The sequence below is a fragment of the Imperialibacter sp. genome, from assembly GCF_040222815.1.
Lineage (GTDB): Bacteria > Bacteroidota > Bacteroidia > Cytophagales > Cyclobacteriaceae > Imperialibacter.
This window is the reverse complement of record NZ_JAVKCH010000015.1, coordinates 562,135-582,478: the sequence shown is the minus strand read 5'-3', so window position 1 is coordinate 582,478 and position 20,344 is coordinate 562,135. Positions and strand designations below refer to the sequence as shown.

Sequence of the window (20,344 nt, the reverse complement as noted above, 5' to 3'; positions counted from 1 at the left end):
AGGCTTGGAGCTGGTTAGCGTCACCGGTAAGCCCGAGCTTGACGAGGCAGCCAGCTCAAATGTGTCATCCCCAAAAGTTTTGCCTTCTGGTGCTTCAAAGGTTATGGTTTGAACGCCTTTAGATATGGTAAGCAGCCTGGTCACTGAGGTGGCAGCATCGTAGTTGTCGTTGCCAGCCTGGGTGGCCGTAATATTGACATTTCCAGACTTGACGATGGTCACTGTATTGCCAGCAATGGTAGCCACACTTTCGTTGGACGAAGTAAATATCACAGGCTGGCCGGAAGCACCTCCTGTTGCCGTTAATTCGACTGCCGAGCCAAATGTCGTAGGTGCCAGGGACTCAAAGGATATAGTTTGGGGGGCTTTTTTAATGGTAAAATCAAATACTTGCTCCCCATCATTGAAATATTGGTTGCCATCCACAGCAGCTGTCACCGTCAAATTGCCCGCTCCAAGTATGGTGGCAGTCGTGCCTTCTATACTCACCAAGGCTGCGTTAGAGCTTGTATAAGCCTTTACAGGATTGCCAGAAGATGTAGAGGCAGAAAGCTGAAAAGCAGCATCGCCGTAAGTATAGTGCGTGGGGACATTCAAGCCAATTGTTTGGTTCCCAATGATAATGTTTACTTCTTTCTCAACGGGTGTGGCTGGGAGGAAATACTCATTTCCCGGCTGCGACGCTTTTATCGTGACTGTGCCAAACTTCTTTGTGACAAATCCCTCCGAGGTAAACGTTGCAATGCTGTTATCAGAAGAAGTGAAATCGAGAGGTAGTCTTGATGTGGAATAGGCAGCTAATTCAAAAGGCGCTTCCCGAAAAGGCATGTCTGATCCGAAGACGAATTGGATACTCTGAGGAAAATCCGTGCCTTTGCCAGTAAGGTTGATTTGGATCGAGGAAAGCAATTCATCAGTAGATTGCAAATCGATATAGGCTTCTCTCACCCCACCGTCAGTGGGCACAAACTTTACATCAATATCAAATGATTCGCCAGGCCGCAGCACAGCGGGGAACACGGGATTGCTGATAACAAAGTCATTGGCGGCTTCGCCAGACACTTGCAGACTATACCCTTCAGGAAATTCCCAGTCTACGTAGCCGTTGTTGGTGATGGTGAGGGTTTTCGCAGTTGACTCAGTGGTATATGGAATGGCGCCAAAGTCCAGGATTTGACCTGCGGATAATGGATCGAAGTTGTAGGATATGTAGATGTCCGGAGCAAAAATTGGAACCTTCCAAAGACTATTAAATAGCCCATCGTAACCGCTGAACACTAAGTCTTCTCCAAATACTTGATGATTGTTGGTAAAGTAATCGGCCAGTGTGTGGTCGGCAGTGTATGTGTCGAGAATTTTTTTATCAAATGATGAACTGCCATCTGTATACCTTAATTGACTATTTAGGATGTAATAAATGTAACTTCCTTTGCTAACGGCTCCGTATTGAAGAAGATTCTGGCTTTCGTTAGCTATTGAAATTTCACCTGAGAGATTTAAAAAGAAGGTCTTAGTGGAAGAGGTTCCGGCTGAGATACCTGAGAAAAGTAATCCATTTTCTGTTTGAATAGCTGGAATCAGTCTACTATTTGTTCCTAAATTCATGACATAGGACGTTCCTGAGGCCGTCCCGTCCGTCTTCCATAGACTAAAATTGTAGTTTGTATCCTCCGATACTACATACAAATCAGCACCCACTACAAAAAATTTCCTTGCCTTCATTTGCTGAATTGCTACAGTATTGCTTGGCAAGCCCCCAGAGACAAACAAGTACGTAATGGCTCCAACTGTCGCCGAAAAAAATAACTTACTTTCGTGGGCAAAAAAATTGGCTGGATTTGAATCGGAACTCCCGACATTTAAATCAGAAAAAAGATAAGTCCCCGGCTCGGTAAGATCGCTCACCCAAAGCTCGTTCCCATGAACCTGGTTGTTGGCTGCAAAAAAATACTGGCCATTAAAGTATTCAACTTGCATCTCAAAAATGGAAGAAATTGCCCTGCTACCATCTGGAGCTATGTCTTTGATTGGGTAAATTTCTGATTTGTCTTTTCCCTCGGCCACCCAAAAATCTTCACCATTAGAACCCTGTGCCGTAAAAAAAAGCTTGCCATTGGCTTGAGCAAAACCTCCCGGGAAAAGGTAGTCTTGCTCGTAGGGAAACTTCAGGCTATTTTCATCATACACTGCTAAAGACTGTGACTGATATCCGTCGTTTAAGCCATGTGCGTGAAAAAACAGTAAGTTGTCAAGCGCAGATATTTCGTAGTTTGTAACCGAGTAGGCAGGTTCCAGATCCAATATATTTTGAAGAATAGATCCGCCTTTTTGCAATTGAAAAAGGTTTGGTTCGTCGCTGTTGACATTGGTCACTAAATACAAGTAATTGATCGTCTTGGCAAGTTTGCTTATACTAAGGCTGCTTGGCGAAGTGACAAGGTCTGCTACAATTGAAGTGCCGTTCGTTGAGCCATCGGTAGTCCAGATTTCTATTCCATGGCTTTGATCCCGTGCATAGAAAAAGACCTTATCAAAGGAGGGCGAATAAACTGCATTACCATAGAACCCTGAAGTTGGACCTGGGTATATGTCCGACAATATATGTGTACCCTGCTCACTCCCATCGGTAACCCAATACTCTCTTCCGTAATTGAATGTATTAATGCCAAATAACATCTTGCCATTGATGAACGAATAGCTTGCAATGTTTGGATAAGGGCTTTGTGCTTCAAAACTAAAAATTTTTGAAGCAGATACCAGACTTGGCTCGAGCTTCCAAACATTAACATTGTTAGTAAAAAGGTAGGCGATATGATTGTCAGATATCAGATCAAAAGAAGCCTCAGGAATCATAATTACATCTATTGATATTTTTTCGGAGTCGACAAACCGCCTTATTACGGTATGCCCACCTTCAACAACTGAATAGATGAGCATGTCATCAATTACTCCGATAGATGTTTTTTGGAGTTGACTTCCCAGGTCAACGATTAATTCTGTTCCCTCGGGACTTCCGTCGGATCTCCAAATTTGATTCTTGTCTGGCGAAGGGTCGACAAAATAGAAGAAGTTACTGGTGACAGCCAATGGTTCCTTTTCGGAAAAAGAAAATCCGATATTTGCTAGCTTTTCCGTTCCTCCCATAGTGCCATCCGATATCCACAGGCCAGCTGCCGATTTTATAATTGTTTGGTCTTTAAAGGCGAGATAGGATATCCAGCCGAAATAAGGCTCCTCAATGATCTTAAAAGTGCCTTCAACTGTCCCATTGGTACCCCAAATGTAGTCGTTTTCAGGGCCATAGCTTCCAAAATATCCCACTTTGCCATTGCCGTAAAAAAATTGAAGCGAGGTAGACCCTGAGCCGGGGGTGACATCTTTTAACAAGGACGCTTCCCCTGTTTCGGGGTCGACCATAGCAGGTTCCCTTCCATAGTCGCTAAATCCAAAGGAATTAATCAACAGTTTACCATTTACTGGAGCCACTTCGTAGATGAAAGTTTTGAAACCAGATGGGTTAAATGGTTCGATCTTTCTAGGAGCGGAACCTAACTCGTATTCATAAATGTCTCTTTCGTTGCTGCTGAAATATATTTTGCCATTTAATTCGCTAATTGTCGCCATATTCTGATCCCCGGTTCCCTCGTTTTCAATCGGCACCCGAACAATCTCCGGTTGAGCAAGACTTTCTGAAAAATGCATTATAATCAAGAAGACAAATACAAATATTTTAGTTATGCTGTCTTTGAGGGCGTAAAATAGGGTATCTCTCATAATTGTTTAGGCAGAAGAAGATGCAGTATAAATATTAAGCCCAAAGATTACAAGAGATTCTTTCCATCGTAACATAAAGCCTCCATCACAATTTTCGGCGACTCCTCAAATATTCATTTCACCACATCAATCCTCTGCTTACTTTGTGCTTCCTTCTAAAACTTGACTCCATGAAAAAACTTTCGGTTTACCTGTTTTTCTTCCTGGCCATTTCCTCAGGCCGGCTGCTGGCCCAATACCCCACCGACTACCTTGGCAAGGATTTTCACAAAGAACGCCGGCAGGCGCTTCGTAAAAAGATGCCACCAAATTCAGTGGCCGTCATGTTTGCCAACCCCGTTCGAAATCGGGCCAACGATGTGGAGTATGTTTATCACCAGGATCCTGATTTTTACTATTTAACTGGATACCAGGAGCCACATTCAGTGGTGCTTATTTTTAAAGAAAAACAGAAAAATGTACAGGGAAATACATTCTCTGAAGTGTTGTTTACACAACAAAGACAGGCCCGAAAGGAGATGTACAACGGCGCCAGATTGGGAGTGGAAGGAGCTAAGAATGAGCTTGGCTTTGAGGCGGCCTACGACGCTACCGAGTTCAAAAATTTCAACATGAACTTCTCCGTGTTTGACAAGATTCTGTTCCTCAATTTACCCTCCGATGTGAGGGACGCCACTGGTGATGAGGCCGATCTTTACAGCCTTCTGCTGCAGTTCAAAAACAAGGTTGATTACCCGGTCGACTTCAATGCCGATAAATACAAAATGTACGACTATATCAAGTCGGAGGAGTTTCTGAAGAACCCGCAGGCGGCCCAGATTTTGAGACAGCTGGTGAATAGCTTTCCAGATTTTGCTTCAAATGAGCAAATCAGGGCTGTTTTGGAAGCAAAGTCGCCCGAGCAGAGGAAGCTGATGATTGAGAAGCTGCCTGAGCCGAAACACAAGCTGGACGGTACTTCGTTGGGGAAGTACTTAACCGATTTAAGAGAAGTGAAGACCGACGAAGAGGTCGCTTTGCTGAGGATGGCTGTCGACGTGAGTTGCGTGGCGCAGGCAGAAGTGTACAAGGCCATGCGCCCAGGCATGTCGGAATCGGAGGTACAGGGTATCCACGAGTTCGTTTTCAAGAAATATGGCGCTGAAGACCTGGGTTATCCGTCGATTGTTGGGGCAGGCAACAATGGCTGCACACTTCACTATATCAGCAACAACAAGATGGACATCAAGAGCGATTTGGTGCTGATGGATCTTGGGGCGCAGTACCGGGGTTACACAGCCGACATTACCCGCACTATTCCGGGCAGCGGTAAGTTTACAAAAGAGCAGAGGGCCATCTACGAATTGGTGTTGAAGGCACAGGAGGCAGCTTTTGCCAGGTCTAAGCCAGGCAATAAGATATCAGACAATACCCTCGTTTGCAGGCAAGTGATCAACCAGGGGCTAGCTGAGCTTGGCATTATTGAGTCGGCGGATACACCGCACAATTACTTTCCTCATGGGGTGTCGCACCACATTGGGTTGGATGTGCACGACAGGGGGAACTACCAGGAGTTCAAGGAAAATATGGTGCTAACTGTTGAGCCCGGAATCTACATTCCGGAGGGTAGTCCTTGTGACAAAAAGTGGTGGGGGATTGCCGTGCGGATTGAAGACGATATTTTGATCACAAAAGATGGTTACGAGCTGCTGAGTACCCGTGCTCCAAGGACACCTGATGAGATAGAAAAGTTGATGGCGGAAGAGAGTATTTTCTCTAATTATAAATTACCTGATTTGAAGAAATAATTTCTTCAATATTTTTCTCCAAGTCAGAAAATAAAGTGTGTAGACTCGGAGAAAAATATTGAAAGTTTTTTTTACTCGGCCATCATCCACTGGGCAAGTAAGTAACCAGCGCCTTTCGTTACCACCTTGTCAAAGCCTTCGGGTATTTTACCTTCGGGAAGTAAAATCCACCCATCCATTTCAGCCGCTTCGGTAACGTCGATAGCCATAAACACAGCGCCATCACCAGAGGCTTTTTCCAGGAACACGTACCTGTTGTTGTCAGCAAACACAGCTGCTATGGCCGGCACTGCATAGCCGGTGGCTTCACCTGTTATAATTTTCCCTTCCACGTACATGCCCATGATGAAAGGGATATTCTCCTCTTCGAAGTGGCCATGCACTTTGACCGCCCTGGTGATGTCGTCGAATGCCTTGTCGATCAGGTAGATATCAGCTTCCAGCACCTTGCCAGGCATCGACGGCAGCATGATCTCCATTTTTTGTCCCTCTTTTACATTCATTGCCTCCGATTCATAAACGCTGAGCTCGGCATGTATGTGAGTGAGGTCCACTATTTCCATAAGGGATTGCCCGGGCGTTATGTAGCTCCCGATTCTTGCGGATACTTCTGTCAGGTAGCCATCCATCGGCGCCCGGATGGTGAAGGACCTGGCAATAGTCCCTTTGTCGAGCGTGGCCATGTTTACATGCAGAAAGCTGAGTTTTTGTTGCAATGCTTCAACTGAGGAGGCCGTTTGTTCATACACCGCCTGAGCGAGTTGCAGACTCTTCTTTGATGTAATAGAGTCAGCCGCCAGGTTGCTTTGTCTTTCAAACTCGGACTTTAGCACTGCCAGTTGGCTCCTGTGCTCAAGATACTGCTGTTGCAGATCAACGAATTCCGGCCCTTCCATAACGGCCAGCACTTCTCCTTTTTTTACTTTTTCACCAATGTGTTTGTCGGCTGATTTTACATAGCTACGCAAAAACGTGGTAACCGAAGCCATGTGCTGTGTTGGAACATCGAGCAAGCCATTTGCAGATACAGATGTTGTGATCGTTCGCTGCTCTATTGTTTTGGACTGGAGACCGATTTTTCCAATCTGCTGGGCCGACAGTGTCAGGCCGTCAGCAGTTTTTTGGGCTTCCTGACTCTCAGCAAGCGGCTCTGCCTGGTTGGTGCAACCCTGGAGAGCAGCCAGAAGTGCAAGACCTAAAATATATAATTGATAAGTTTTCATGTGTGTGTAGTTTGTTTTTGCAGCGGCCACATGGAATAGCTTCTACCATTAAAGAATGAATATTTCGACTTTCGACCGACTTCTTCATTCCGATGGGTATGGGGCTCCTTGTGGCTATTTCATGTTTTTAGATTAATCGATTAAAAAGAAAGCAACGTTGACTTCTGCCAGCTTTAGCTGATGCAGTTGGTCGATGTAGCTTAGCCTGATTTGCCTGGCAGTTTCGAAATTCAACAGCAATTGGTATAAGTCTATTTCCCCTGCGGTGTATGACCTGTTGGCCACTGATATAAGCTCTTCGGCCATTTTCAGCCCCTCAGTTTGGTAATAGGCAACCATTTCCTCAAACTTTAGCCGGTTGGCCTGCAATCCCGCCCATTCGGCCTCTCTTCGCCGCTCGTAGTTGTCTAGCTGCTCGCCTGCGGCCTCCGCATACAGCTTACTGGCCTGCACTCGCCTCACTTGTGACAGCCCCAGCAATGGAATGCCAATCCCAAATTGGTAGCCATCAAAATTGGCAGCGTTTTCCCCCTGCCCAAAGCCTTTGAAATACTGTGCCTGAAAGGTAGGTGCCAGCCTTGATTCTTCTACTTTTTTAAGTGACTGGCTGCTGGCTTCTTTTTTTACCAGCTCCTGATACTTCGGATCGTTCTGGGAAGCCTCAAGGCTAGCGTTTTTTGCCAGAATATCGGTGCGGCTGAGAGCACTGGCGGGGAGTACGATTGCGTCTTCACTTTGCAGGATGCCTTTGAGCCGTTCCCGGTAGTGTGCCATTTCCAATTGCGACTGTGTCAGCGCTGCGTGCACTTCGCTGGCTTTCGATTTGGACTGTATCAGCTCGAGTTTGGTGGCGTCACCCACCTCTGCTCGCCGTACCACAACCTGGTTCATGGCAGCGTACAAGCTATCCAGCACCTGCCAATGCTCCAACTTCTCTTTTGATCGGGCCATGCCGAGATAGAGAATAGCGACGTCTTTGCTGAGCTGCCTTTTGGCAATATCAAGCTGGGAAGCAGCAATGTCGGTTTGGTTAACAAGTGCTTTTTTGGACGCAGTGTAGAGGCCCGGCCAGGCGATTTGCTGCTGCACGCCGAGCACCCTCAACGGAAAGCCGTTGGGCGCTATATTGTTTTGGTCATAGCCATAATAGATATGAGTGGGGCCGGGGTCGAAAGCAGTCTTCTCCAGCTTCTCCACACCTTGCAAGGTTGTTTGTGCCGCATTAATGCCCTGGTTGTTTTCCAGGGCCATCTCAATGGCTTTGTCAAGCGTCAAGGTGGATGGAGCGTTTTGAGCGCTGATCGCAAGGCTACTGCTCAACAACAGCAGTAGCATGGCTGCTTTTTTACCTTGCCATTTGAAAAAGCCAGTTTCCAACAGTGTGTAAAGCACCGGAAGCACCACCAAGGTCAATAAGGTTGCGGATACAAGCCCACCGATAACGACCGTAGCCAGCGGCCGCTGCACCTCTGCTCCGGCCGAACCAGAGAACGCCATGGGAAAGAAACCAAGGGCTGCTGCAGAGGCGGTGAGTAAAACAGGTCGCAGCCTCATTTTCGTGCCCGTCATCACTCGCTCCCGGATATCATCAACGCCTTTGTGTTTCAGTTCATTAAAAAACTCAATGAGGACGATACCATTCAATACGGCGATGCCAAACAAGGCAATGAACCCAACCCCAGCGGAGATGCTGAAGGGCATGTCCCGAACGGCTAAGGCAATGACGCCCCCAATGGCTGCCAGCGGAATGGCCGAAAAGACAAGTAAAGCTTCGCTGACCGCCCCAAAGGTAAAATAGAGCATAATGAATATAAGGAGCAGGGCCACCGGAACAGCCACCGTCAGCCTTTCCTTGGCATTTTGCAAGTTCTCAAACTGACCACCGTAGGTAATATGATACCCGGCAGGTAAGTCCAAACCCTGGCTAATGATGAGCTGCATTTCTTCGACTAGTGATTCCATGTCTCTGTTTCTCACGTTGATGCTGACGACAATCCTTCTGCGGGTATCATCCCTCGAAATCTGCGCTGGGCCTGCTTCGTAGGTGATGCTGGCCACTTCCCGCAGAGGAACCTGTCCTCCCCCTGGCAACGACACAAACAGGTTGCTTAAATCCTGCATGTCTTTTCTGTTCTTCACGCCCGTTCTCACCACCAGGTCGAAGCGCTTCTCTCCTTCGAAAACAACCCCGGCGGCCTCCCCGGCAAAGGCCATCCTGATCACCCTGTTCACGTCTTTTACCATGAGTCCATAAGAGGCCAGCTTGTTTCGGTCGTACCGTACCGACATTTGCGGCAGTCCGGCAATTTGCTCCACGCTCACGTCAGCAGCACCTTCCACATTTTGAACCAGGTTCTTTATCCCGTTTCCCAGGTTGAAGAGCGTATCCAGGTTCTCGCCAAAGATTTTAATGGCCACATCAGCCCTTACACCTGTAATCAGCTCATTGAACCGCATTTCGATGGGCTGAGTGAATTCAAAACCGATACCCGGCAGCACCAGCATTGCAGCCTTCATTTTGTCTGCAAGCTCATCTTTCGATGCTGCGGAAACCCATTCTGACTTGGGCTTCAACCTGATAACTACATCCGTCATTTCCATCGACATAGGGTCTGTAGGGACTTCGGCGGCACCTATTCTGGTAATCACCTGGCTGACTTCCGGGAAGTTCTGCAGCAGGATTCTTTCCAGCTTGGTGCTGATGTCGACAGTTTCGGACAGAGACGTACCCGGCTTAAGGATGGGCTGCACCACGTAGTCGCCTTCATCCAGCGTGGGGATGAATTCGCCACCCAGCCTCATAAACAAAACTATGCTGACAATCAGCATGGCTGCGGCTATCCCAATAACCAAAGCCTTGAAGCGCAAGGCGAATGATATTGTTGGCGTGTACACACGCTGCAAGGCGTTGATGATGCTACTGGAAATGCCTCCTTCTTTGACTTTCGGCTTTTTTGGCTTCAGGAAGAAGGCCGACATGGCAGGCACATAGGTTAAACAGAGGATCATGGCACCTATGAGAGCAAAGCTGAACGACAATGCCATAGGTTTGAACATTTTTCCTTCAATGCCTGAAAGAGAAAGAATAGGGATGAAAACGATGAGAATAATAATTTGCCCGAAAATGGCGGACCTCATCATCGTAGAAGCGCTGTTAGCAGTGATTTCATTTGTTTCGGCAGTTTTTTCTGCGTCGGTGAGCGCAAGGAGGCTGGTTGAGCGGGAAGTTATTTGAAGCACAGTGTATTCCACAATAATCACTGCGCCGTCGATAATGATACCGAAGTCGATGGCGCCGAGGCTCATGAGGTTGGCCGACACACCGAAGTAGTTCATAAGTGTGATACCGAACAAAAGGCTCAGTGGAATAACAGACGCCACGATCATTCCGGAGCGGAAGTTGCCCAGCAAAAGAACAAGTACAAAAATGACAATCAGCGCTCCGAGGATGAGGTTTTCGGCAACGGTCGCAGTCGTTTTGTCAATCAGCTCCGTTCGTTCCAGAAATGGGTTGATATAGACGCCCTCTGGAAGCAAATCCTGGACTTCGTGCACCCTTTCTTTCACGGCGCTGATCACCTGGTTGCTGTTGGCACCCTTGAGCATCATCACCTGGCCCATTACTTTTTCTCCCTGGCCGTTGGCGGTAATGGCACCAAAGCGAACGGCGGTACCAAACCTGACTTCCCCAACTTGCCTGATGAGGATGGGAATGCCATCTCTGTTGCCAATCACCACACTGCCAAGCTCCTCCAGAGACTTGATCTGACCCTCTCCTCTAATGAAGTAACTCTGGGAGGCCTTTTCTATATAGGCACCTCCAGTCACGTCGTTGCTTGCTTCAAGTGCGTCAAATACTTCTGTGATCGTAACGCCCGTTGCATTCAGCAACGTAGGATCCACGGCGACTTCGTATTGTTTAAGAAAGCCACCCCAGGTATTTACTTCTACCACGCCCGGTATCCCCGACAAATAGCGTTTGACGATCCAGTCCTGAATTGTGCGAAGTTCTGTGGTGGAATATTTGCCCTCATAACCGGGCTTCACATCCAGGACATATTGGTAAATTTCGCCAAGGCCGGTAGTAATGGGGCCCATTTCCGGAGTGCCGAAACCCGCTGGGATGGACTCCTGGGCCTTCTTGATTTTTTCTGCAATAAGCTGACGAGGCAAATAAGTGCCCAGGTCTTCGTCGAACACAATGGTGACGACGGAAAGCCCAAACTTGGAAATCGAGCGGATTTCCTGCACACCCGGCAGGTTGGCCATTTCCAGCTCTACCGGGTACGTAATGAATTGCTCCACGTCCTGGGTGGCGAGGTTTCGTGACACTGTTATCACCTGCACCTGATTGTTGGTGATGTCAGGCACGGCCCCGAGGGGAATTTGACTTAGCGAAAACAGGCCAACGCCTATAATGGCTAATGAAAACAGCACAACGATCAGCTTATTGCGTATGCTGAATCGAATGATTGAATCGACCATTTATAAATAGATTTAAAGCGCCCTGTGGGGGCATGAGAAATCAGATAACCAATAAGATTATCAGGCGCTTTGGGGAGGCTGAAACCAGTTGGAGGTGTATTGAAACTGGTAATTGATAGAAAAAGGCTTGAAGTGTTTTACCGCATACTCCTGCACTGAAGCTTGCAAATCTGGTGCTTGGGGGATAGTGAAGAGAAAAGACGCCACCACCCCATTGTGTAGAGGCAACTCTGTTTCGTGTGAAGGCTCGCTGTGGTCGGAACTCAAACTAAAGTGAAGCACCAGGAACTCAGGAAAGGTAAGATCTTTGTCGAAAGCATTTTTGTGGTGCTCATAGTGTGCAATCATAGAGGGCACCTTCTCCAATTCTTTGAAATTGGATCGGGGCAAAACACTTCCAACGATGAAGTACCCCACAAAAACCAATGAAAGCAGACTTTTCACAATTCAAATGTACAATTTGATGAACTCTTACAATGGCCATTCATCAATTTGGAATGTATCTAAAGAGTTGGTTTCCACTATTCTAAAACAAATACCTCTCTTTTTGATTTACTAAACAGGTAGTTTTATTAATAGAAATGAAAATAAAAATCAGAACCCGGGTAAAAGCTGATTTGCAGACAGTAAGAGAAGGATTTACCGACAAGCTTTTTTTAAAGTTAAATCCGCCTTTTCCGCCTGTGAAGCTCCTGCGCTTCGATGGTTGCAAAAAGGGAGATAAAGTGGGGCTTGAGCTAAACTTTATCTTTTTTACGCAGATCTGGGAAAGCCTCATTACACATGATCTCTCAAATGGTGCTGTGTTTTCCTTTGTTGACGAAGGTGTTCGGCTGCCTTTTTTTCTGAAAAGCTGGAAGCACCACCACCTCAATGAAGCCAATGCCGAAGGAGGCACAAGCATCACCGACGACATCGAATTCACCACACCTGCGTTGCTCACCAATTGGCTACTTTACCCGATTCTCTATCTTCAATTCCTCTACCGGAAACCCATTTACCGAAAAGTATTCAGTAAGTAAGTCTTCTCTTATTTTTATTCTAATTTTGGGCCATCGTGGCCAAAGTAAAATCAGCTTTTTTTTGTCAGAATTGTGGTGCACAATCACCGAAGTGGACTGGTAAATGCCCCTCTTGCGGGGAATGGAACACCTACGTTGAAGAAGTAATAGAAAAGGAGCACGCTTCGTCTCCTTCATGGAAAAAAGCCAGTGGCCCTGCCCGTGCGTTTAAGCCTCAGGCGATTGACCAGGTGGAGTCTGTGGCCATGCAGCGGATCAAAACAGCCGACGAAGAGCTCAACAGGGTGCTTGGGGGCGGTATTGTTCCCGGCAGTCTGGTGCTGATTGGCGGAGAGCCAGGCATCGGCAAGTCGACACTGTTGCTGCAAATAGCGCTACAGTTACCCAACCTCAAGGTGCTCTACGTATCGGGAGAAGAAAGTGAGCAGCAGATCAAAATGCGGGCGGAGAGAATAGGCATCAAAAACAACAACTGCTTTGTGCTGTCTGAGGTAGGCATTGCCAATGTGTTCCGGCAAATCGAAGAGCTGGAGCCTCAGCTTTTGATCATCGACTCCATCCAAACACTCTACTCCGATAAGGTAGAATCAGCTGCCGGCAGTATTTCTCAGATAAGGGAATGCACAGCAGAACTGATGAAGTTCGCCAAGGAAACCAACACGCCTGTTTTTCTCATTGGTCACATCAACAAAGAGGGCGCTATTGCCGGCCCAAAAGTCCTGGAGCACATGGTTGACACGGTATTGCAGTTCGAAGGCGACCGCCATTTGGTATATCGCATTTTGCGCACAACAAAAAACCGCTTCGGTGCTGCTTCGGAGCTCGGCATTTACGAAATGCAGGGAGAAGGCCTCAGAGAAGTGAAAAACCCATCCGAAATTCTTATTTCGCAAAAGGACGGCGACGTGAGTGGCGTGGCCATTGCCGCTACCCTGGAAGGCAACCGCCCTTTGCTCATCGAGATTCAGAGTTTGGTAAGCCCGGCCACCTACGGCAATCCGCAAAGAACGTCTACCGGCTTCGACAATAAGAGGTTAAGCATGCTGCTGGCGGTGCTCGAAAAAAGAGGAGGCTTTCGGCTTGGAACGCAAGACGTTTTCCTGAATGTAGCCGGAGGTTTGAAACTGGATGATCCTGCCGCCGACCTTGCCATCTGCATGGCCATGATCTCATCTCTGGAGGAAATTCCTGTGTCCTCAAAAGTTTGCTTTGCTGCGGAAGTGGGATTGGGGGGTGAGATCAGAGCAGTGAACAGGATTGATGGGAGGATCATGGAGGCCGAAAAACTGGGCTTTGAGGCCATTTATGTTTCTAAGTTTGCTCAGCGGGCAATAGAAGGAAAAAAGTTTAAAATAGCCGTCAGGCAGTTTGGAAGAATCCACGAAGTGATTTCCGATTTGTTTGGCTAACTAAAACAGGCAATGAAAGAGTTTTTCGAAGGTTTGGGGATCAGTGAGTCGGTGTTCACCTACGTAGTTATCCCTGCGCTGATATTTCTCGCCAGAGTGTGCGATGTGTCCATTAACACAGTGCGGATTATCTTTGTCATGCATGGTAAGAAGTTGCTTGCACCACTTCTTGGTTTTTTTGAAGCCTTTATCTGGTTGCTTGCCATCCGGCAAATCATCACCAATATCGACGCCTTCTATTCTTATTTTGCCTATGCAGGAGGTTTTGCCACGGGAACCTTCCTGGGCATGGTCATCGAAGAAAAGCTTGCCCTTGGCAGGGTAGTAGTAAGGGTAATTACCCAAAATCCGGCTGAGCAGCTCACAGCCTTTTTAAAGGAGAAGGGCTACCGCTACTCTAACCTCGATGCGGAAAGCAATGATGGCAAGGTCAATGTGCTTTTTACCGTTGTGAAAAGGGACGAGCTGCCAACCTATATCAACATCATCAAAAAATACAATCCCCAGGCTTACTACACTGTGGAGAGTGTAAAAAAAGTAAGCGACGATGACGTGTTCGATCAGCCTGCTGCCTACCAGGGAGTGCTGGGGCGGCTCAGAGGGATCAACAGGAGCTAGGTTAGTTATCCGACTTCTTCTTGAACCAGTTCTTCCAGCTTTTTGGCTGCTTCTTTTTGGTAATGATGGTATAGATATCCTTTTTGCGAATCACCGTAGGCGGTTTCAGTCTTGGGTCGGTGGGGTAGTCCACCCCCTCATCGTTGCTTGAGAACTTTGGCTTGGATCGATACGCTGGCGGTAAATCAGTTTCATTCTTCGCTTTGCCACTTCCGATGATAAGGTTAACCCCCATTTTAAAGTCCAGTGTGTTCATGTTACCTACATTGGCAAACCCAATCAGATTGTCGGAGGCGATATAATACTGAACAGGGCCCCCGGCCATCGACAAAGCGAGCCCTGGCCTGGGCCATTGCTGCGGCAGTTTCACCACGCTGCCAGAAGCTATAATACCTGGCGTTAACTGCTTCACATAAGACACAGCGAAGGCCGATTTTACTTTGCCCACAAGAAGTTGATTCATCATTGTAACAGTAACTCTGTCAACAGGGCCAAGCAGCAGCGATCCGCTTACTATTGATTTGGCACTTAACATCGCCGAATATGGATTGGCCGTTTCCTTTGGTGTGAAGGCATTCTTTAGTGAGTCAATGGTGCTTTCAATATCGCCATCAGCCGTGAAATTGACACCCTGAAAAGCAAATGAAGTATCGCTGAGAATGAAATTCTGGCTAAACTCCTTCCAGTGCACATAACCGAGGTCGGCGATGGATGCCGACACACTATACAGGTTTTGATGATTCCACGTGGCACCGAGGTCAATGGCCGCTCCTTTGTTTGGGTTTGAAAGCAGGTAGCCAACGGAGGGATCTTCATTTACTCCAGCGGCATTTAGTCCAGCCCTTTTAAATAGAAAACCGTAGCTGTAGGTTTCCGGCTCAAGATCCACTCTGGCATCCATTCCCCAAAGTGTTTTCACGTTGTATATCCCCTGGATCAGCTTTATTCTGGCGCCAATTTTCAAGTCATCATTCATCAGGAAAGTATTCACTCCAACTCCATACTCTCTGAAGTATGAAGCGCTGAACGCCGACTTGCCTATATCGAGCGGCTGGCCTACAAGTGAGTTGGTGCCTTCCCAGGCTGTCCTCACCAAATTTTTGGTGTACTGGCCCCGCACATTAATTCGTTCGTTGACAAACAAGCTATAGCCAAAAGAAGACTTTTCCGGCTTGATGCCCACATAGAGCAGGGGGATACTTGTTTCAAATAGCAGGGCATTCTTCTTTTTTAGGTGAGAGATGACCTTGTCAACGTCCAGTTTCACAGAGTCATTTTCCAGTTTGGTGAGTGCCTGATTATAACCGAAGCTGTTGTTAACATGCAGTCCCATTTCAGAAATGACCGGCAGGCCCAACACCAGCTTGCCTTTTATTTCATTGGCAGGATTCAACCGGCTATTTTGGGGCACAGCATCACCCAGTGTGTATAGCCCCAATCCATTTTGCGCCCTCACAGTTGCGCAACAGCAAATAATGATTGATATGGTTGCTAGCCAGCACCTCATTGGATTTTTATTTTCAAGCGGCCCAAAACGGAGATATTGATATCAAGTGCATAGTCGGCATACAGCCTGACGTACTCCTCTTCAGCAGCATTAAACGTATTGATGATAATGGCCACATTGAGATGGTCGGCGTTCTTTAGTGCCTCGGTGCCCTCTATTCCCAGGTCAATTTCTGACAGCAGCTTTTTTGACTCCAAGGTGCGCCCCGATGCGTCAACTTGCGGCGCCGTCAGTACCAGCTCTTCAGGCACGGTGAAAAGGATAGTGTCATTTTTGTCGGCAAAATTGACGGCAAGCCGCCCCTCAAACGGCATTTCGTTTTCGGTGTAAAACCTCAAAACTGCTTCCTGAAGATTTTTCAGATCGATTTCGTCTGTGCCAAATTTAAGGTTGGTGGTGAACTCCTGCATCCTCACTTCGAAGGGCAGCTCCACCACAGTGATGGTCCTGAACCTGCTGCTGTCTGTCATGAAATTCAGGTAGTCCTTTTCAAAAACATCGGGGTTGGAGATGACTGTTAAAGGCAAGTTGAATTTGACCGGCGTGATGCCAAAAAGCTCCCTGATGTTCGAGTTTTGGGCGTTGATGACGAACTCTGAGTGGCTGGTTTTTCCTATAGAATCGAGCTTTGGGTAATTTACAAATTGCAGCGACTCGGTTATTGACCCGGTCAGCGCAATGGAAGTGCTGTCATTGTTACTTGCGGAAAGGTTGTTCATCAACAGGCCCGACGGAAACCCAAATGAGTTATCAACTTTGAGAATAATTTTGGGATCTTTAAAGTCGAGCCCATAATCTCCAAACGTTTCAAAAAACTTAAGCTCTATCGTTCTGTCCTGCAAGAGGCCCTCTTTTTGGTCGAAGTAGCCATGCACATGAGAGTAAGTTGCTTCTGAGAAGTCAATTGAAAAGCGAAAGAAGTCTGAAAAATCGACCGATTGACCTGGCTTCACGACTACTTTTCCTTTGATGATAACGTCAAAATCGTTGGCCTCTTCCCTTCTTCGGAAAAGAAACTTTTTGCCTCCCAGCGGCATTCTTGTGATCGATGTTACCGGCACTGTTGTGCCAAAGCTTAAAGTATCCGAAATGCTAACCGGTGAATTGTTGGCTGTCTCAAACATAGAAGGAAAGCCGAATTCCAGCATGACGTCACTCCGGAAGCGGGAGTTGATTTCCAGCGCCAGATTTCCGCTGTTAAAGAAAATGGAATCGACCTTTTCGCCAAAAAAGGCATCGAAAGAGAAGGTGATCACCTTTTCAAATTCGATCACCTCGGTCTGTCCGCCAGGAGCCGAAGACACAAAAGGAAATACTATATCACTTTTATTGATGGGTGGAAAATAGAGAAAAGCTTCCCGTTCGTCGTTGTAGGAGGTGTCCATATACACGATGGTCATGAACAGATCCTCACCCTCTTCAATGGTCAAAGCATTGTCCTGAAGGTCGCCTACCAGCTCCCGCATGGTGTACCTCGACACTCCCAACGGAACGGCAAGCGTCGGCTCGTAGTCGGGGATGTCCAGATTGCCAAATTCCAGGTCATTTATCCCGCAGCCAGAAATAAGAATGGCCAATGCTCCTTTTATTAACCAGGACAATGGACTTTTCTCCAAAAAAGTCATTAAGGTCGATAGTATAAAAAAAATAATAGTCTGGAGAAGTCGTCACACAGAAACACCGATTTGTTCCGTTATGCAAGTATTCTCCTAAAGCCGGCCCTGCCTTGTAGCCCTCCGGTATGTATTGTATAAATGACCGAGCCTTTACGAAAGTAAGCATTTTTAATCATCTCAAGCAGGCCAAACATCATTTTCCCTGTGTAGACAGGCTCCAAAGGAATGGCAAATTCATCTTCGAAGGCCTTTACAAATACAATCAAATCATCTTTAACCTTTCCATATCCACCAAAATGGTAATTGTTTATCATGTCCCAATTGCCAAAAGCGCTTAGGCTGTGTTGCCTTTGAAGCGCTATTATTTCTTCAGTAAGAAAGTTGCCTTTTAAGGCTGAGAAGCCGATTATTTGCCTCTTTCCCTTCAGGCAGTCTATGCAGCCAGCCATCGTGCCACCGGTTCCCACCGGTAAAGCCAGATAGTCATACGGAGTGTCTATTCGATTGACCATCTCTGAGGCTCCTTGAATGGCCAGGTGGTTGGTGCCACCCTCGGGAATGAGAAAAAAATCACCGAATAGCGTCCTCATTTCATCAGCAAATGAAGGCAATTCCTTCTCTCTGTATTTGGTTCTTGATATCCGGTGCAAGACCATTCCGTTTTTGAGCGCTTGCGCCAGGGTGGGGTTGCTCAGGTCGGCATCCTCACCTCGAATGATGCCAATCGACTTCAGCCCAACGGCCTTGCAAGCGGCAGCAGTGGCGGCAATGTGGTTAGAGAACGCTCCACCGAAGGTCAGCACCGTGTGATGGCCGAGTTTGTCGGCTTCCAGGAGGTTATATTTTAGTTTCCAGTACTTATTTCCCGAAATGTGAGGATGGTTTAAATCTTCTCTTCGTACAATAAGTTTCACGCCAGCCTTTTCAATAAAAGGAGCCTTCACTTCAATCTCTGGAACAGGCTGCGCTGCGGGATAAATCATTGATTCAAAATTGGCAGAACTTCTGTGTATTTTTGCACCATGAGCGAAGAAATTGATTTGGGAGAAGATTTTTTGGACGAAGAAGAAGGGGCGCTTTTTGAACACCACCGGATTGTGGTGGATAAAAAGCAGAGCCCTGTGCGAATAGATAAGTTCTTAACCGACAGGCTTCCCAATACCACCCGCAACAGGGTACAAGATGCGATCAGGGATGAGTTTGTTCAGGTTAATGACAAGGCTGTAAAGCCGAACTATAAGATTCATCCGGACGACGTGATCACGGTTTCATTGCCTGAGCCGCCCAGAGACACTGAGGTGGTGCCCGAAAACATTCCGCTTAATATTGTCTACGAAGATGAGCACCTGCTTGTGGTGAATAAGCCCGCTGGCATGGTGGTTCATCCGGCATTTAATAATTGGTCGGGCACACTGGTCAATGCCCTTACCTACCATTTTCAGCAGCTGCCGGAAATGAAAGGCAATGAAGGCAGGCCTGGTTTAGTGCACAGGATCGATAAAGACACCAGTGGCCTGCTGGTAATAGCAAAGACGGAGTTGGCCATGAACTCTCTGGCCAGGCAGTTTTTCGACCACTCCATTGAGCGAACCTACTATGCCCTGGTGTGGGGTGTGCCTGAGCAGGAAAAAGGTACTGTTGATGTCTTTCTCGGAAGAAGCCTGAAGGACCGCCGGGTTACAACAGCTTTTCCTGATGGCGACTTCGGCAGAAATGCTGTTACGCATTATGAAATGCTGAAGGATTTGAGGTATGTAGCTTTGATCAAGTGCAACCTGGAAACGGGCCGCACTCACCAGATCAGGGCACACATGAAGTACATCGGGCATCCGATTTTCAACGACGCTACTTATGGCGGCGACAGGGTAGTAAAAGGCACAATTTTCACCAAGTACAAACAATTTGTCGACAATTGTTTCAAGTTGATACCCAGGCAGGCCCTGCATGCCAAGTCGCTTGGGTTTATTCATCCCGCCACCAAAGAGTTTGTGCAATTTGAGTCCGAACTTCCGGAAGATTTCACTTCTGTAATCGACAAATGGGAGCACTACCTGCAGTATAATTAGCAGCTCACAAAAACTTTTTCTGCTTCTATTGTGACTTTTCTGCTGATCTCCTGATTTTAATAGGAAAGTTGGTTCTTTTGAAAGAGGAGACTCACATAGAAAATGCACAGTCGGACTACAACGAAGAAGAGCTCCTCCTTCTTTCGAAGAAAAATATTGACCATTTCGGCAAGATTTATAACCAACAATACGACTCGATTTTCCGGTTTGTTTTGCGCAAAACGGACGACGATGAATTGGCAGCCGACCTTGTTTCGGAAGTGTTTCTCAAGGCCATGCTGGCGATAAAAAAGTTTCAGTACAACGGTGTGCCCTATCAGGCCTACTTGATGAAAATAGCCAGAAACGAGGTGCTGGCCCACTATCACCGAACAAAGAAGCGGATGGTGATCAGCATTGACGAGACGAACCTGAGGGAGATTCTGGAGAGCGAGGTGGAGGTGAAAATGGAGGCTGAAAAAGTGATCAGCCTTATCGACCTGCTCGATGAGGACGAAGTGGCCATTCTGGAGCTCAAGTTCTTTGAAGGGAAGGCATTTTATGAGATCGCTTTCATCCTCGAAAAGAATGAGAGTACAGTGAAGATGAGGTATTACAGGGCATTGCAAAAGTTAAAAGAAAAAGTGTCGGGGCGATGAAGAAGTACGATATACGGATACGGAGGGGGGCTTTTCACGAAAAGCGGACGTCGAGGTACAAAAACTTCGACCAGCTGAGCCGTCGGTACAAGAAGGAACGGATCAAACAGGTGATGACCAGATTATTCTATTTGCTTTTTCTGGTAGCAGTAAGCGTAGCACTCTTTTTTCTATTTCGATAACCGTAAACTTTAAACAC

14 protein-coding genes are annotated in these 20,344 nt (G+C 47.1%); 7 read left to right on the top strand and 7 right to left on the bottom strand.

The features are described 5' to 3' along the window. On the bottom strand, window positions 1-3,774 hold a 3,774-nt coding region (locus tag RIF36_RS06975), incomplete at its 3' end, for a choice-of-anchor D domain-containing protein (protein ID WP_350126648.1). 170 nt (window positions 3,775-3,944) lie between these two features. Here RIF36_RS06975 and RIF36_RS06970 point away from each other — a divergent pair. Beyond that, window positions 3,945-5,561, top strand: coding sequence for an aminopeptidase P family protein (locus RIF36_RS06970; protein ID WP_350078746.1), 1,617 nt, complete (start codon window positions 3,945-3,947; stop codon window positions 5,559-5,561). A gap of 71 nt (window positions 5,562-5,632) precedes the next feature. Here RIF36_RS06970 and RIF36_RS06965 read toward each other — a convergent pair whose 3' ends face one another. The 3 genes from RIF36_RS06965 to RIF36_RS06955 all read right to left on the bottom strand — a co-directional run bounded on the left by RIF36_RS06965 (window position 5,633) and on the right by RIF36_RS06955 (window position 11,713). Continuing rightward, on the bottom strand, window positions 5,633-6,784 hold the full coding sequence (locus tag RIF36_RS06965) for an efflux RND transporter periplasmic adaptor subunit (protein ID WP_350126646.1): 1,152 nt from the start codon (window positions 6,782-6,784) through the stop codon (window positions 5,633-5,635). A 132-nt stretch (window positions 6,785-6,916) separates the two neighbouring features. After that, complete coding sequence (locus RIF36_RS06960) at window positions 6,917-11,269, bottom strand: CusA/CzcA family heavy metal efflux RND transporter (RefSeq protein WP_350126643.1); 4,353 nt, start codon at window positions 11,267-11,269, stop codon at window positions 6,917-6,919. A gap of 60 nt (window positions 11,270-11,329) precedes the next feature. Beyond that, window positions 11,330-11,713: a hypothetical protein gene (locus RIF36_RS06955; protein ID WP_350078740.1), complete on the bottom strand. Its 384-nt coding sequence runs from the start codon at window positions 11,711-11,713 to the stop codon at window positions 11,330-11,332. Between the two features lie 137 nt (window positions 11,714-11,850). Here RIF36_RS06955 and RIF36_RS06950 point away from each other — a divergent pair, with 137 nt between their 5' ends. From RIF36_RS06950 to RIF36_RS06940, 3 genes are read left to right on the top strand one after another with little or no spacing between them, the layout of a single operon-like run. Next, complete coding sequence (locus RIF36_RS06950; protein ID WP_350126640.1) at window positions 11,851-12,291, top strand: SRPBCC family protein; 441 nt, start codon at window positions 11,851-11,853, stop codon at window positions 12,289-12,291. 35 nt (window positions 12,292-12,326) lie between these two features. After that, entirely contained in the window at window positions 12,327-13,700 is a 1,374-nt protein-coding gene (gene radA / locus RIF36_RS06945) for a DNA repair protein RadA (RefSeq protein ID WP_350126637.1), read from the top strand. A gap of 12 nt (window positions 13,701-13,712) precedes the next feature. Beyond that, window positions 13,713-14,318, top strand: coding sequence for a DUF2179 domain-containing protein (locus tag RIF36_RS06940; protein ID WP_152001585.1), 606 nt, complete (start codon window positions 13,713-13,715; stop codon window positions 14,316-14,318). Window position 14,319: 1 nt separating this feature from the next. On the opposite strand, the gene RIF36_RS06935 is transcribed toward RIF36_RS06940, so the two are convergent. The 3 genes from RIF36_RS06935 to RIF36_RS06925 form a co-directional block, all read right to left on the bottom strand. Further along, on the bottom strand, window positions 14,320-15,825 hold the full coding sequence (locus tag RIF36_RS06935; RefSeq protein ID WP_350078734.1) for a DUF5723 family protein: 1,506 nt from the start codon (window positions 15,823-15,825) through the stop codon (window positions 14,320-14,322). Beyond that, window positions 15,822-17,450: a hypothetical protein gene (locus tag RIF36_RS06930; RefSeq protein ID WP_350126635.1), complete on the bottom strand. Its 1,629-nt coding sequence runs from the start codon at window positions 17,448-17,450 to the stop codon at window positions 15,822-15,824. The genes RIF36_RS06935 and RIF36_RS06930 overlap by 4 nt, the downstream gene beginning before the upstream one ends. Window positions 17,451-17,518: 68 nt before the next feature. Next, window positions 17,519-18,424, bottom strand: coding sequence for a 1-aminocyclopropane-1-carboxylate deaminase/D-cysteine desulfhydrase (locus RIF36_RS06925; protein ID WP_350126632.1), 906 nt, complete (start codon window positions 18,422-18,424; stop codon window positions 17,519-17,521). A gap of 39 nt (window positions 18,425-18,463) precedes the next feature. Between RIF36_RS06925 and RIF36_RS06920 the strand changes: the two genes are divergently transcribed. From RIF36_RS06920 to RIF36_RS06910, 3 genes are all read left to right on the top strand, one after another. Further along, window positions 18,464-19,507, top strand: a complete 1,044-nt coding sequence (locus tag RIF36_RS06920; protein WP_350078728.1) for an RluA family pseudouridine synthase — start codon at window positions 18,464-18,466, stop codon at window positions 19,505-19,507. Window positions 19,508-19,584: 77 nt separating this feature from the next. After that, window positions 19,585-20,145, top strand: coding sequence for an RNA polymerase sigma factor (locus RIF36_RS06915; RefSeq protein ID WP_350126629.1), 561 nt, complete (start codon window positions 19,585-19,587; stop codon window positions 20,143-20,145). Beyond that, a complete protein-coding gene (locus tag RIF36_RS06910; protein WP_152001590.1) occupies window positions 20,142-20,327 on the top strand; it encodes a hypothetical protein in 186 nt (61 codons plus the stop codon). The genes RIF36_RS06915 and RIF36_RS06910 overlap by 4 nt, the downstream gene beginning before the upstream one ends. Window positions 20,328-20,344: the final 17 nt, after the last annotated feature.